The organism is Rhodococcus sp. C3V (genome assembly GCF_029269915.1).
Lineage (GTDB): Bacteria > Actinomycetota > Actinomycetes > Mycobacteriales > Mycobacteriaceae > Rhodococcus_F > Rhodococcus_F qingshengii.
In genome coordinates this window covers 446,233-463,126 of sequence record NZ_JARJBE010000003.1, presented here as the reverse complement: position 1 = coordinate 463,126, position 16,894 = coordinate 446,233, and the positions used below count along the sequence as shown (strand labels likewise).

1 protein-coding gene is annotated in these 16,894 nt (G+C 63.5%); it reads right to left on the bottom strand.

The window, feature by feature from the left end:
- Positions 1 to 125 precede the first annotated feature (125 nt).
- Positions 126 to 16,820 carry a non-ribosomal peptide synthetase gene (locus P3G66_RS11050; protein WP_276116533.1) on the bottom strand — a complete coding sequence of 5,565 codons (16,695 nt, stop codon included), beginning with the start codon at positions 16,818 to 16,820 and terminating at the stop codon, positions 126 to 128.
- Positions 16,821 to 16,894 lie beyond the last annotated feature (74 nt).

Below are 16,894 nucleotides of genomic sequence, written 5' to 3'. Positions count from 1 at the left end.
CGACCTGGTACGGCCGCCAATCGATGTCCCGAAGTAAGTAGCAAAGGCTACCCTTAATGAGGTGAGGGTATCAACACTGTGAGCCCCCGTATAGCGGTCGACCCCACGGAACGATGCGACGTATGTCATAGTTTCGCCCCCTCGCTCGCGTCATCCCCTTCGGCGGCGACTGCAGCCTCGATCACGTCGACCAACTGACCTGCCCATACGCGGACTGCACCCGCATCGACGCGGTCGGCACGGAACCCGAGAGTTGCAAAGACAGGCCCATCGCCCACCGGCTCGTAAAAACTCAACGTCACATCCGCATCGGGCACTCCCACCGGAATCGGTACGAGAGAACCGAAGTCGCCGAGCCCGTCCAAATCGGCCTGTTGATGATGGATCACCATCACCTGAGGCCTCATGGACGCCGGATTACCCAGTGCCTGCTCGACATACACATACGAGACGTCCTGATTGCTCAGCGCTTCCAGATTGTTTTCCCGGATGCGAGCCAGCAATTCTGCAAACGTCGGACTACCGGACGTATCCGTGCGCAGGAGAACAACATTGAAGAACGATCCGATCATCGGTTCGAGACGGGGATCCGACCTGCCCGCAACCAGTGAACCGATGGGAAGATCAGTACCCGCGCCGGCCTTCGTGAGAACGCTGGCCAGTGCGGCCTGCAGGACCATGAACATACTCGTGCCGGTGCGCGCAGCCAGGGCGTCGATTCCGGCGTGCAGACCCGCGTCGATGTCGACGGCGATCACGTCACCTCGAGGCTCCGAGTCACCTTCCGGCAACGGAAGATTCACACTGGTCGGTATTCCGTCGAGCGCATCCCGCCAATATGCAAGTTGCTTCGACGCTCGGCTGTCGACGTCTCGGGGGTCTCCCAACAGCTCGTCCGACCACACGGTGTAATCGGCGTACGTCAATGCAAGCTCGTCCCAAACCGGTTGATCTCCCTGCGACCGGGCTGCATAAGCAGAGACCAGATCTCCCAACAGCGGCACTACGGACCACTCGTCGACGGCGATGTAGTGCATGACGAGAAGCAGTGTCCTAGAGCCGTCTTCACCGAGCACCAGATGAACCCGCAACGGTGATTGCTCACGCAGATCCATCGGAAGTTGAGCCAGTTCGAACACCACTCGACCCACATCGCCGGCGCCGACATCGACCACATCGACAGTCGGACGCACCGATTCTCTTGCCACGACGATGCCGTCGACCTCGACGAAGGTGGTCCGCAGGGGTTCGTGCCGCGAAGTCACATCGTCCAAGGCGTGCCCGAGAATCTCCGGATCGATCTTCGATTTCAGGGTCAGAGCCAGAGCGTGGCTTGCTTGCGGTTGCGCGCCGGACACGCGGAACAACTCCCATTGACGACGTTGCGGCGCAGACAGACCCATCGTCTCGGGACGTTTCACCGCCGGCGCCAGTATCGGACGCCCACCTTCCGAACGCGCGACGACGGCCGCCAACTCCGCAACACTCGGCGCGTCGAATACGTCTCGAATACTGACGTCCACGCCGAACGCTTCACGAATGCGACCGACCAGTTTCATCGAAGCCATCGAATGGCCGCCGAGTTCGAAGAAACTGTCGTGGACTCCGACGCTCGGTAGTTGCAGGATTTCCGCGAACGCAGCCGCAACCGTGGACTCCACTGCCGTGCGAGGAGCAACATCACCCGCCAGCTCCGACCAGTCCGGAGTGGGCAACGACTTGCGGTCGAGCTTTCCGTTGGGCGTCAACGGCAGCGGACCGTCAAGGGCGACAACCATGGTCGGAACCATGTAGTCGGGCAACGACACTGCCGCGAGGTTCCGCACGGCCGTCGTGTCGACGACGACACCGGGTTCCGGTGACACGTAACCGACCAGGCGCGTGATTTCGCCCTGCCGATCCGCGACGACCGTTGCCTGCTTCACCGAAGGATGGGCACTGAGAGCTCCGATGATTTCGCCCAACTCGATTCGGAAACCGCGGATCTTGACCTGATCGTCGTCGCGGCCGAGGAAGTCGATGTTCCCGTCAGTGCGCCACCGCGCGCGGTCCCCGGTGCGATACATGCGATCGCCCGCGGTGAAGGGATCGGCGATGAATCTCTGCGCCGTCAGATCGAATCGGCCCAGATAGCCTCTCGCCAGGCCGCGTCCCGCGATGTACAGCTCGCCGGATACTCCCGGCGGAACCGGACGCAGTTGATCGTCGAGCACGTACGCCTGTTCGTTGGGGTCCGGGATTCCGATGGGCACGGGACCGTTCCAACCGGGTTCCGCCTGCCACAGTGTGTTGTTCACCGTGGCTTCGGTGAGTCCGTACGCGGCAAGCAAATTCAGCCGCTCCGCCCATCGCCCGATCAGCTCCGGTGGCACCGTCTCGGTTCCGACCAACACGGTGCAGCCCTGCGGCACTTCACATCCTGCCGGCAGAGCGGCCAGCAACGAGGGAGGGATGATCGCGTGGGTGACACGATTGCTCGTCATGAAATCGGTCAGCGCCGGACCGGCAACTCGTGCATTCTGCGGCACGATCACCAGGGTGCTGCTCGTGCACAGTGCCATCGCCAGCTCGAATACCGCGACGTCGAAGCCGACCGAAGCGAACTGCATCACCACCGAACCCGGTACCAGTCGCATCCGAACCTCGGCTGTGGCAACAAGACTCGGAATACCGTCATGGGAGAGGACGGCTCCCTTCGGCTTGCCGGTCGATCCCGAGGTGTAGATGACATAGGCAGCGTGGCTGACGCCAACTGGTGGCCGGGGAGTTTCGACGATCACTGCCTCGTCCAGTTCCGCACGGATCAGCGGATCGTCCAGGAGGATTCGCTCGACGCCGACCACATCCTCGATCCGTGAGCTTTCCTCCGCAGTGGACAGAAGTACCGAGGCGCGGGAATCGGTGAGCATGTATGTGATGCGCTCGCTCGGGTGACTCAAATCCAGGGGTAGATACGCGGCCCCCAGCTTGAGCACGGCGAGGACCGACGCGACCATTTCCACCGAGCGCGGGACGGCAAGCCCCACCACGTCTTCGACCGACACTCCGCGGCGATACAGCACGCCGGCGATCCGATCACACTGCTCGGAGAGTTCGCGGTACGTGGCCTGCCCCGCCTCGTCGCGCACCGCAATCGCCTCGGGCGTAGCAGCGACCCCACGCGCGAAAGCGTCGTAGAACGTCTCTTCCGGCACGTCGACGGCGGTGTCGTTGAACGAGGTGACAACCTGTTCGAATTCGCCTGGCAAGAAGATGTCGATGTCACCGATCTCGATGTCGGCCGATTCCACGACGGCCGCGATCACCGAGTCCAATCGGTTCGAAATTCGCTGTGCCGTTTCGCGATCGAAGAGGTCGCTGCCGTACTCGAGCCGGACGTCGATGCAGCCTTCGTCGCCGAGGTACTCGGTGAAGTTGAACACCAGATCGAACTTGGCCGTGTACTCCTCGAGTTCGAACGAATCGCCGCCCATCTCCTCGCGGCTGTGATAGCCGACCATGACCTGGAACAGCGGATTACGTGCCAAAGTACGCGACGGATTGAGGCGCTCCACCACCGTTTCGAAGGGAACGTCAGCGTTGGCGAAGGCCTCGAGATCTCCCTCGCGAACGCGATCCACCAACTCCCGGAACGTCGGGTTACCTGACGTATCCGTGCGCAGCACAATCGTATTGACGAAGAAGCCGACCAAGTCGTCGAGCCCTTGTTCACTACGTCCGGCTACGGGAGCGCCGAGGGGAAGGTCCTCACCCGCTCCGAGCGCAGTCAGCAACGCCGCCGACGCCGCGTGCAGGACCATGAACATCGAACTCTGGCTCTCGCGCGCCAGATCTCGCAGTGCGGCAGTTGTGTCCACACCCAACCGTGTCACCACTGCGCCACCGGAGAAACTCGGTCTGGCCGGTCGGCTCCGGTCGGTGGGAAGCAGCAGTTCTTCGGGGGCTCCGTCCAAACTCTTCGCCCAGAAGTCCAACTGCGTGCTCAGGATGCTCGACGGATCGTCGGCGCTGCCGAGTAATTCCCGTTGCCACAGGGTGTAGTCCGCGTACTGAACCGGTAGCGGTTCGAAAATTGGATCTTCGCCCTGGATCCGAGAGGAGTAGGCAGACATCAGATCGCGCAGGAATGGCCGATCGGACCATTCGTCCGTCGTGATGTGATGCAGGACGATCACGACCACTACGGCACCGTCCACCTCGGCACCGTCCACCCGGATCAGACGTGCGCGGATCGGAATCTCGTCAGACAGGTCGAACGGACGACCCACTGCCACGGCAATTTCACCGGCGACACCGGATTCGTCTCGATGAACTGTCTCGACCGGAATCGTCGCCGATTCGAGAATTATCTGCTCCGGCGATCCGTCCACCAACCGGAACACCGTACGCAGGGATTCGTGTCGTTCCACGACGTCGCCGAGCGCCGCGGCGAAGACGTCCGCGTCCAGTGCGCCGTCCAAACGGAGCACGATCGGGAAATTGTAGGCCGCGGAGTTCTCTTCCATCTGTCCGATCAGCCACAATCGCTGTTGAGCGGCAGAAAGTGGAAGGTGGTCCGGCCGCGGCTTCGCTACCAGTACCGGTCGCGTCGATCCCTGCTCGGCCGCAATACGTTCCGCGAGTTCCGCGACGGTCGGCGCTTCGAAGAGATCACGCATGGTCAGACTGTTCGGAATGGCGATCCGAGCTCGACTGATCAGCTTGGTGGCCAGAAGCGAGTGCCCACCGAGGTCGAAGAAGTTGTCGTCGACCCCGATATCGTCCACATCGAGTACGTCGGAGAAGAGGTCGCAGAGGACCTCTTCCGTGTGGTTACGCGGTGCGATCGACTCCCCACTCCGCTCCCCCAGCACCGAATCGGCGGTGGGCAGTGCCTTGACGTCGAGCTTGCCGTTGACGGTCATCGGTAGTGTCTCCACCTCGATCACCACGGCCGGAACCATGTAGTCGGGTAGGAGAACTCGCGCCTGCGCGCGGTAGTCGTGCCCGGCGCCGAGTCGCACGGGTGTCACGTAGCCGACGAGCCTCTTGACTCCACCTGCCCCGACGTCGACCACCACTGCCGCTTGCCGCACATGTTCGTCGGATTCGAGAACGGAGACGATTTCGCTCGGCTCGATGCGGTGACCTCTGATCTTCACCTGATCGTCGGTGCGGCCGAGGAAGTCCAGGTTGCCGTCACCGCGTCGCCGCACGAGATCCCCGGTGCGGTACATACGTCCTCCGGTCCCAGCCGGATCTGCGACGAAGCGCTCGGACGTGAGCGCGAAGCGTCCGAGGTAGCCGCGAGCCAAACCGGCTCCGGCAATGTACAGTTCGCCGGCAACTCCATCGGGGACCGGGCGCAGCCAGCCGTCGAGGATATGCGCGGCCGTGTTCCAGATCGGTTTGCCGACGGTCGGGGTGTCACTGTCGAACGTTCCGCCACCGAGCGTGTTGATCGTGTATTCCGTCGGACCGTAGAGGTTGTAGCCCACGGTTCCCTCGGTGTCGCGCAGCCTGTTCCACACCGAATCCGGAACGGCTTCACCGCCGAGCAGGACCAACGGCGGGCGGTGGTGTCCCACACCGTCGTCGAGAAGCCCGCTGTCGATCAGGTGCGTCGCGTAGGTCGGTGTCACGTTGACGACGTCGATGTCCAGTGCGTCGCAGTATGCAACGAGCGCCTCGGCATCACGACGCAGATCCTCGTCGCAAATGTGCACCTCGTGGCCTTCCACGAGCCACAGAAGTTCCTCCCACGACATGTCGAAGGCGAAGGACACGGTGTGCGCGATCCGCAGGCGCCGGCCCGCCGCGGCGATCACGGGTTCGAAAATCGCCTCGCGGTGGTTGAACTGCATGTTCGTCAAGCCGCGGTAACCGGTGACCACGCCCTTGGGCTTGCCGGTCGAACCGGAGGTGTAGATGACGTACGCGGGGTGGTCGAGTCGATGCGGTGCCCCCGGAGCGAATGCTCCAAGTTCCGACGCGGAGAGTGCCCGCGCCGAGATCGTCAGTCTCCTTGCTGCTGTATCGGGTTCGTCGATCACGATAGTGCGGACGTCGGCACCTTCGAACCTCGGTGAGGCCGAAACGGTTGTCAGCAACACGACAGGATCCGCGTCGTCGATCATCACGGCCAACCGTTCGGCCGGATGGTCGAGTTCGAGAGGTAGGTAGGCAGCACCCGTGCGCAATACCGCGAAGAGCGCGACGACCATGTCCACCGAACGTGGTAGGCCAAGAGCGACAATCTTTTCCGGGCCGGCGCCGTAATTGATCAGCAACCGCGCCATCCGGTTGATCTCGCCGTCGAGATCGGCGTAGGTCATCCGGCGCTTCCCGAACACGAGTGCCGTGTCGTTCGGTTGCGCCGACGCGACTTCTTCGAACAGGTCGGCAATGGTGCGCTCCGGCAACTCCCGGATCTGCGTCTGCTGCGCTACTGCGGGAACCGGAGACGCAACAACCGATCCCGTCATGTCCTGCGACCAACTCTGCAGCAGGTCGACGAAGTGACCCAGTAGGTCCTCGGCCCGGCGCGCGGTCACCAGATTCGGATGGAACTCGAACTTGACGTTGACGGTGGCACCCGGTGTGACCACGACGGTCAGCGGATAGTGTGTGTGATCGATACTGTCGCTTCCACTCACGTCGTGAGCGGCGTTGAGCGCGTGGACTTGCTTCTCGTCCACGAAGTTCTGCAGGACCATCAGCACGTCGAAGAGTTGACGATGCTCGGAAACACGCTGGATCGATGCCAAACCGAGGTAGTCGAAGGGCATCAGCGAAAGTCGATCCGCCTGTGTCCGACGAAGAAGTTCCTCGACGCTCTCGTTCGGATCCAGTTGCAGCCGAACGGGAACGGTGTTGAGGAACATGCCCACCACGGTGTCGATTCCCGGTACCTCCGGCGGCCTTCCGGCAACCGTGGAGCCGAAGACGACGTCCTGTCGACCGGTGGCCGACGCCAGCACGAGGGCCAGCGCTGCATTCAGTACCGTGTTGAACGTGACGCCGGACGCGGCAGCGCGCTCACGCAACGCACGCGAAAGCGTTTCCGACAGAACCGCATCGCGGCGATCCGGAAGCTGAACTTCGACACCGGGCATCGGCTCGGCAACAAGCGTCGGCTCCTCGAGTCCTGCGAGCGCTCCGCGCCACCCCTCGTCGGCGGCTGCACGGTCGCGATCGGCCAACCAGGCGAGGTATGTCTCGAACGACCCCTCGGGTTCGCCGAATGCGCTGTCGTCGCCGCCGGTATCGTAAAGCGCCAGAAGCTGACTGACGACAAGGCCGTTGGACCAGCCGTCCCACAGCAGGAACTGCCTGTTGATCACCAGACGATCCTGGCCGCCAGGCAGATGCAGCACACTCATACGCCACAGCGGCGGCGCGGTCAGGTCGAATGGCGTCACTCGGTCTTGGGCGGCGACGGCCTCGGCACGCTCACGAGCAACCGAGTCGTCGAGTTCACGGAGATCGTGGACGACGACCGGAACATCGAGTCCAGCGCTGAAGAACTGCACCGGCTCGTTCAGCCCTTCGCTCACGAAACCCGCCCGCAACGTGGGATTTCGTCGTTGAAGTGTCCGGGCGGCCGCAGCCAACCTGTCGACATCGAGGGTGTGCCCGAAGTCCATCGAGAACTGTGCCGTGTAGATGTCCCCACCACTGCTGCTGTCGCTGCTGCCCGCGTAGCCGGCTTGGAAGTACAGGCCTTCCTGCAACGGTGAGAGTGGGAGGATGCTGCTGACACCTGCCGGACTCGCATCGGCTATCGCGTCGATCTCGGTCTGACTCAGGTCGAGCAACGTCACATCGGACGGGGTCAGAATGGGAGGCCCGGCGTGACGCGCGGCCGCAGCCGCCAGATCGCCGAGGGCCGAAACCCAGCCGTCGGAGAGTGACTGCGCGTCCTCCTCGGACAAATCTTCACTTGCCCAGGCAAACTCGGCGCGGAGCCCCGAATCCACGCTGACGACATTCACGATCAGTCGGTACGGGCCTCCCATGTCTGCGTCGGGATCGGTGGACAAGGCTTCGGATTCCGCTGCCAAGGACCATGCTGTCGATCCAGCTGTCGTCGTACGTCCGAGATAGTTGAACAGGATCTGAGATTCGGAGCGCCCCGCCAATGTCGATGCCGTGCGGGCATTCACGTATCGCAGCATCCCGTAGCCGATACCGCCGTCCGGAGCCGCCCGCAGGCTCTCCTTCACCTCGCGTAGCGTGTCCACCGGGTCGATTCCGCCGTGCAGTCGCATCGGGGCAATCGTGGTGAACCAGCCGACTGTTCGCGACAGATCGATGCCCGCCACCAACTCCTCCCGGCCGTGCCTTTCCAGATCGACCAGCAATTCGTGCTCACTGCGGCCGGTGGAGCGGCGCCAGCGATCGACGGACATCGTCAGCGCTGCCAACAGAACATCCGTTCCCTCGGCACCCACCATTGCCGCAACCGATCCAAGTGCTGCCTCGGAGATTGCTCCGTCCACCGTGACCGTGCGCCTCGAGCCTCCGGATACGACGGCATCGCCCGCGGCGTCGGGGATCAACTGCGCGCCCGGAGCGGTCACGGTCAGCCAGTGATCGAGTTCGGCGAATCGATGAGCACTGTATGCGTGTTCGGCCACCGTACGGGAGAAGGTACGGAGCGAAGTTCCGACGGCATCCAGTGCGGCGGGCTCTCCGGCTTCGACTGCCACCCAGGCCATCGCGAGATCCTCGAGCACGGTTCCCCAGGAAACCCCGTCCACGACCAGGTGGTGCGCGACTATCGCGAGTCTGCCCAGACTCTCAGCGCCGCAATCGAACCAGACCACCGAGACCATCCGCCCTGCAGACGGATCCAATCGACTGGTCGCAGTTTCAGAGTGCTCAGTGACGAGTCTTCGCAACTCGGAGTCATCCAGTCCCCGAGCATCAACGCGTTCGACCAGGTTCGCTGCCCGGACACTACCGGGTTCCTCGATCCGCGCCGACCACATCCCGCGGTCATGTCGGATCAAGGTTTGGCGAAGTCCGTCGTGGTGATCGAGCACGGCCTGCAATGCGCCGGTGATCGAACCGAGAGATGTTGCCGGAGAGTGGATCAGAACTGCCTGGTTGAAGCGGTCGGTACCACCCGTCCATTCGGACAAGCGGTGAACCACCGGCAGCGGAACCAGCTCACCCACGCCGATGTCGGCCGTGACGGTGGCATCCGAGGTGGCGACATCACCCACCGCTGCAGCGATCGCAGCGGGAGTGCGCAATTCGAAGATCTGACGCGGGGTCAGCACTACCGAATCACGACGAGCCAGGTTGACCAGTCGGATCGCCAGGATACTGTCGCCGCCGAGAGTGAAGAAATCGTCGCGCACCCCGACACGGGGCAGTCCGAGAACCGTCGCGAAATGCCCGGCGAGGAGGTCTGCAACGCCCGAGGAAACCACTCCCGTCAAGTCGCCCACCTGTGCCGCAAAATCCGGTGCAGGTAGTGCTTTTCGGTCGAGCTTGCCACTCGGGCTCAGCGGCAGCGACTCGAGCCGCACGAAGGCACTTGGCACCATGAACTCCGGTAGCACTGACAACAACTGAGCTCGAACCGCAACATCATCAGCATCTCCGACCAGGTAGGCGACCACCTGTGCGCGGTTGCTCGGACCGTCGGTTCGGACGATCACGGCACTTGCCGTGACTCCGGGGCACAGCGCCAATTGCGCTTCGATTTCGCCGAGTTCGATTCGGAATCCACGAACCTTCACCTGCTCGTCGGCACGGCCGAGGTACTCGAGAACGCCGTCGGCATTCCACCGCACGATGTCACCGGTCCGGTACATCCGCGAGCCGCCGTCGCTGTACGGATTCGCCACGAATCGTTCGGAGGTCAATCCCCCACGTCCGTGGTAACCACGCGCCAGTTGTGGCCCTGCCAGATAGAGCTCACCGGTGGCACCGGCCGGGACGTTCTGCAGGTAGGGATCGAGAACCAACAGGCCGGTGTTGGCGGCAGGTGCGCCGATCGGGACGCTGACGGCGTCTGCCGGAGTTTCCTGCACCGACGGTTGCCAACTGACGTCGACGGCGGCCTCGGTGGGGCCGTAGAGGTTGTCCACCAGAGTATTCGGCAGGATCTCGGCGACCTTGCGTGCAACGTGAACGGGCAGTGCCTCACCGCTGCAGTTGACGATCTCGAGCGAAGAGCACAGTGCTGCTTTCGGCTCCGCGAGAAACACGTCGAGCATCGACGGAACAAAATGCACTCGGGTCACGGAATGTTCGACGATGACGTCGGCCAGATAGCCAGGGTCCTTGTGCCCGTCCGGCTCGGCCATCACGAGAGTTGCCCCCACCAGGAACGGCCAGAAGAATTCGGGAACGGAGACGTCGAAGCTCGACGGGGTCTTCTGCAGCATCCGGTCGGAGACGTCCATCGGACGTATCTGCTGTGCCCAGAGCAATCGGTTGACCACACCCTCGTGGTTGACCACAACGCCTTTGGGGCGACCGGTCGAACCCGAAGTGTAGATCATGTACGCGGCATCCGCGGGCGATCCTGGGACACTCAGCGGATCGGCGGGGAACTGCGCCGACTCCGATACCGTCACCCGCGGAACCGAACCCGAATCGAGTGAAGAATCTTCCGACACCACGACGCACACAGGATCGGCGTCACCCAGCATGTACGTCAGCCGCTCCGCCGGGTAGCCGGTGTCGAGGGGAACGTATGCTCCCCCGGCCTTCCCGATGCCGAGTATCGCGACCATCAGATCAAGAGAGCGAGGCAAGGCCACCGCTACCAACGATTCGCGTCCGACGCCAAGTTCGCGCAGCAGATGCGCAAAACGATCAGCGCGAGAGTGAAGTTCGGCGTAGGTCAACGACTCTTCACGGAAGATCACTGCGGTGGCTTCGGGCGTACGCCCGGCTTGATCCTTCAGCAGCTCGGTCAGCGTTGCGCGCGGCCGATCCAAGGCCGTGCCGACGCTCCCCGGCTGTGCGGGTGCCAGCGCGATCCGGCCGATGACCTGATCGAGATCGCGCGAGAGCTCGGTGAGTACGACTGCGAGAGTTTCGGCCAGCGACGCAGCGGCGTCGCCGTCCACCTGAGCAGCGTCGTACTTGAGCTCCAACGCCAATCGATCGCCGGGGACGACGATCAGGGTCAACGGGTAGGCCGGTCGCTCGTCGAATCGAATTCCCGTCAGTCGCACCGAGTTCGTCGGATCAGCGATTGCCGTGTCACCGAGTGGATAGTTCTCGAACACGACGAGTGATTCGAAGTCCTGCTCCAGTCCGCCGGTCCGTCGCAGTTCGGGTAACCCCAGGTACTGATGGTCGAGTAGTTCCGATTGTTCCCTCTGCCAACGGGAAAGCGCTTGCGCGGCTGTCTCTGCCGGATCGAACCGCAACCGAGCCGGCACGGTGTTGATGAACAAGCCCACCATGGACTCGATCCCGGGCAGGTCTCCACCGCGTCCCGATACGGTCGATCCGAACAGCACGTCTGTTCGGCCGGTCATTCGGCCGAGCACCAGCCCCCAGGCGCCGTGCACGAGCGTGCTCAGCGTCAGGCCATGGGAGCGTCCGTTGATCGCCAGTGCGCGAGTATCACTGTCGGACAGCTCGACTCGGGTGGCACAGACGCCGCTGCTGCCCGCGCTCGGCGCGGGAAGTTCGACCGCGGGCCCGGGAGAGTTCAGCGCTTCTCTCCACACCGCTGCCGAGGCCTCGTGATCGTGGCCGGCCAACCATTCGAGATAGCTGCGGTACGGCGCCGGAGTCGGGAGCACCACGCCGGAGTCGCCAACGCTGTACGACGCCATCAGCTCCCGCAGCATCACCGGAACCGACCATCCGTCTGCGACCGCATGGTGAATCGACTGCAGCAGAAGGTACTTCTCCGAAGAGGCACGGACAAGCGTGTAACGGACGAGCGGCGGTTGCGCCAGGTCGAACCCGCGCGCGCGGTCGGCGGAAAGCAGTTCATCGACATCGGCGCCGGCCACCTCGACTACCGCCATCTCCACGACAGCGCTCGGGTGCACCACCTGCACGACCCGGCCGTCACCCAGGACCGAGAATCCGGTGCGCAGCGCCTCATGCCGATCGACGACGGATTGCAGCGCGCGGTGCAGCGCCGCACTGTCCACGGCTCCGGTCAGTTCCACAACCTGTTGCACGACATACTGATCGGCCCCCGGATCGGCAAACGCCGAATGGAAGTAGATCCCTTCCTGCAGCGGAGTGAGTGGGAGAATCTCTTCAGCCTTCGGTAACCCGTCCACGTCTGCCTGAGCGAGCGCCACCAGAGGGTAGTCCGAGGGTGTGGCTCCGCCGAAGGCTGCGAGCCCGGACACGGCCTCGAGCGAGTCCAGCCACAACCGCGCAAACTTGTCGATATCGCTACGCAGGAAGATGTTCGACGCCCAGGTCAGGGTGGCTCGCAGGCGTGGTCCACCGGCGGCGTCCTCGGCTACGACGTCGACAGACAACGCGTGACCCATCGGCATGGACGGATCGGCAGCACCGTCCATCGACACCGGGAACCAGTCCCCCTCCGCTGCGGCAGTGCGTCCCAGATAGTTGAGCACCACCTCCGGCGCTGCGAAACTACGCAACTGATCCGAGCCGCCGAGGTATCGCAATGCTCCGTACCCGAAGCCGGCGTTCGGGACCCGTCGAAGTTGCTCCTTGACGCTCTTGAGAACCCCCGCCAACTCGCCGCTCGCGTCGAGATCGGGAGCGGCTGTACCGATCTCGAGCGCCACCGGAAACACTGTGGTGAACCATCCGACGGTACGAGTCAGGTCGACGTGCGCATCGCCGTCACCGCGAACGATGTCCTCGTCGCGTCCGTGCCCCTCCAGATCGATCGTCACCGATCCGGCACCGCTCCAACGGGTCAGCGCCACGGCAAGTGCGGTGACCAGCACTTCGCTCACATCGGCTCCGAACGCCCGTGGGACACTGCCCAACAGCTGATCTGCAAGTTCTGGAGGTAGGGTGATCGACCGCGCTGCAGCGGTGCGCGCGAGGTCAACTGCCGGGTCGAGTGCCCGACGGCCGAGAGATGCCCGTTGTGCGGACGTCACCGAGTCCCAGAACTCGATTTCCGAGTCCAGTCGCCCGGCTCCGACCGCATCCGAGACGAGTTCGGCGTACCTTCGCACCGACGTGCCGACCGGAGCGAGTGCGGGTTCGTCGCCATTCATCGCTGCGATGCCGGCGCGCGCGAGGTCCTCGAGGATGATGCGCCACGAGACGCCGTCGACCACCGCGTGGTGGATGACAAGCAACAGCCGTCCGGGACCGGTCACAGGGCGGAACAGAACAGCGCTGACCATCGTGCCGTCGGCCGGATTCAGACGGCCGACAGCTCGCTCGGTCTCGGCGACGATCAACGGTCCGCATTCTTCGAGCGGTGCCGGTAGTGCACGGGTCTCGAAGACCACAGCCACTTCGTTTGTCTCCGGGACGAGCAGTCTTCCTTCGGGCGTCAACGTCGCACGAAGTGCATCGTGGCGAGCCACCAGGGCGTCGAGCGCCGCCTGGACATGCTCGGACGTCAAGGCTGACGGGGTCTGAATCAGCGCACGCTGGTGGAAGGTTCGTACTGCGTCCGACACTCCGAGAACCCTGGCGGCAATCGGCGTCGTGGCTACGTGGCCGATCGGTTGGTCCGCGTGGTCGACGATCTCAGCCACTCGGGAGGACTGGGCACGCGCCATAGCCTCGGCGGTGCGCAGTTGGAACACCTCGCGAGGACTGATCGACAAACCGGCAGCACGAGCCGCGGTCACGAGTGAGATCGCGACGATGCTGTCGCCGCCCAGTGCAAAGAAGTCGTCGGTAACGCCGACCGAATCGAGGCCGACTGCCGACGCGATCAACGTGCAGAACTGTTGTTCGACTTCGTTTCTCGCAGCGACATGTGCACTCAGTTCGGCGAGATCGGGCTCGGGTAGCGCGCGACGGTCGAGTTTGCCGTTTGCCGTGAGCGGAAACTTGCCGAGGACGGTGACGGTGGTCGGGACCATGTAGTCGGGCAGCTTGCTCGCAGCCCACTCGCGAAGCTCACGTGAGTCGATCGCGAGGTTCGTCCCCGACGCTGCGCTCACGTAGGCGGCGAGATACTTTGCACCGGTTGGTGCTTGGCGCACCAGAACTGCCACGTGACGCACTGCGGGGTGCGAAATCACGGCGGCTTCGACATCCTCGAGTTCCAGGCGCATGCCACGGATCTTCACCTGATTGTCCGTGCGTCCGAGGAAGTCGAGGGTGCCGTCGTCGGTCCATCTGGCCAAGTCACCGGTGCGATACATGCGGGATCCGGCCAGATCACCTGAGACGAAGGGATCCGCGACAAAACGAGATGCGGTCAGTGCCGAAGCACCCACGTATCCGCGTCCCAGCAGGAAGCCCGCGGCGTAGAGTTCGCCGCCGGTGCCGATCGGAACCGGCTGCAAGTCGCCGTCCAACACGTAGAGGCGAGTGTTGGGGTTCGGGCGACCGATGGATGTGGCGATTCGTTCCGCGTCCTCGCGGTAGATCACATGGGAGACACCGATGGTCGCTTCGGCCGGGCCGTAGCCGTGATACAGCGTCGTGGACAGTTGATCGCGGAACCGATCGAAGAGTTCAGGCGTGAGAACCTCACCGCCGCACCACACGTGCTTCAACGAATCGAGCTGATCGGTCCCGTTCGCCAGATCCAGAAGGATGTCGAGCATCGACGAGACCAGGTAGACGAAAGTGACCGATTCTCCGGCGATCAGGTCGAGCAGGTATTGCGGGTCGCGTTCCCCCTCGGGCTTCGCGATCACCAATCGACCGCCGGAGACGAGCGGGAGCAGGATCTCGTTGATCGAGATGTCGAACGAGAGTGGGGCTTTGAACAAGGAGGCATCGCCGGACCCGAACCCGAGAATCCGCTCCCGCTGCCACAGCAACCTTGCGCAGATTGCCTCGTGGCGGATCATGGCGCCCTTCGGACGTCCGGTCGAACCGGACGTGAAGATGACGTATGCGAGTTGGGCACCGTGAATACGAATGTCGGAGGTCATTGTCTCGGACAGGTCCGAGGGCCCGTCCTCGTACCCCCACGCGGAGAGATCGACCGGAACGGAGTCGTCTACACCGTCCGAGGTGAGCACCAGTGTGGCGCCCGCGTCGGCAAGTACCGATTCGCGGCGTTCGGCAGGCCATGACGGATCCAGCGGAACGAAGGCACCACCGGCACACATGACGGCCAACAACCCCACCACCATCTCGGCGGATCTCGGAAGCCCGATCGCCACAACGGTTTCGGTCGCGACACCGCGAGAGATCAAGTGCGCGGCGAGCTGTGATACCCGACTTTCGAGTTCGCCGTAGGTCAGCCGGACGTCGCCGTCGACCACGGCGACAGCGCCCCGATCGGCAGAGAAGCTGCTGCGCAACAAATCCGGCACCGTCGTGATTGGCTGCGGCTCTGCGGTGTCGTTCCACCCGTGGAGCACGAGTTCTCTCTCCGCGAGCGACATGGGGTCGAGTGCCGAGATCGGAAGCTGCGGCTCGGCTACGAATCGATCGAGGAACTGTTCGATTCTCGCGGTGTGATCGGCCAACTCCCTGTCGAATCCGGCCGGGGCGCGGACGTCGATCTCGATCGGCTCCCCGTCCTGACCACCGCGCACACTCAGATCCAGGTCACTGACTCGACCGGTTACCGAATTACGCACGCGCACCGGGCATCCGCCGAAGGTGAGTGTGTGTTCGAACATCATCGAGTTGATGCCGGGGCCGAAGACCTGACGGTCGGGATCGATCGCCCGAATGTCGCGAGCAAGATCCTCACCTCGGTACCGCCCGTGCTTGAGAATCGAGACCAGGGCGGTGTCGAGACGAGTTGCCAACTGGCCGATGCTTTCCGAGCGTTCTACCCGAATACTCAGCGGCAAAATCGTCGACGCCATCGAAGGAGTGCGACGCATGTCGCGCCCCACCCGAGCGGCCATCGGTACCGAGACGACAACGTCGTGCTGTCCCGTGGTTCGTGCGATGTACGCGATCAGCGCGGCCATGGGCAGGCGAGTTCGTCGAATCCCGGCGTCGGCCGCATACCGGTAGAGCTGTGCCGCGCGATCAGCGTCGAGCGTGAGTATCGCCGAGATCGGCGGCAGCGAATCATCCACCTGCCCATGCAGAATACGCGTCGCTTCCGGTCCCGATTCAACGCGTTCGACCCAGTACTGACGGTCGGTCTGGAATCGCGGAGAGTTCCGGTAATCCAGATCGGCTGCAACCACGGCGTCGAGTGACCACTGCGGCGCGGCAGTCCCGAGATTCGGATCGTCGTATCGCTCGGCGACGTCGGCGACGATGAGCGAGATGCCGTACCCGTCGATCACGCTGTGGTGATAGCGCTGATACCAGATGACTCGGTCGTCAGCGGTCAGCAGAAGCACCTGGCGGAACAGCAGATCGTCCGGACCGAAGACCCGAGCCATGTCGGTGTCCATCCACGACTGCGCAGTCGAATCGGGATCCGCCTCGGCCCGAAGGTCGAGAATTTCCACGTCCCAGCGCGCATCCGGAATCGGCACCTGGATCAGCTGGTTGTCGGCATCGACCTCGAAGTGCACGAACAGCGCTTCGACGCGTCCGACGCTGGCCTCGATCGCCGCTGCCGCGCGCTCGACGTCGATCGTGCCGTCGACCTCGACGACAAGTCCGATGTTGTAGACCGGACTGCTCGGATCCACGTTCTGAGCAACCCACACCTCACGCTGAGCGGCCGTCGCCGGGAGCGCTGCGTCCAGATCGGCACCGCCCGATACCGCCGGGTGAGCTACCTGAGAGTGGTCAGACATCAAGAATCCGATCATCGTCGTTCATGCTCATCGAACGACGAACACCCTCGCAAGTTTAGGGTAGGCTACCCAGG

Coding starts and splice junctions, on each gene's coding strand:
- P3G66_RS11050 (WP_276116533.1), bottom strand. CDS start 16,820: ATGTCTGACCACTCTCAGGTAGCTCACCCGGCGGTATCGGGCGGTGCC.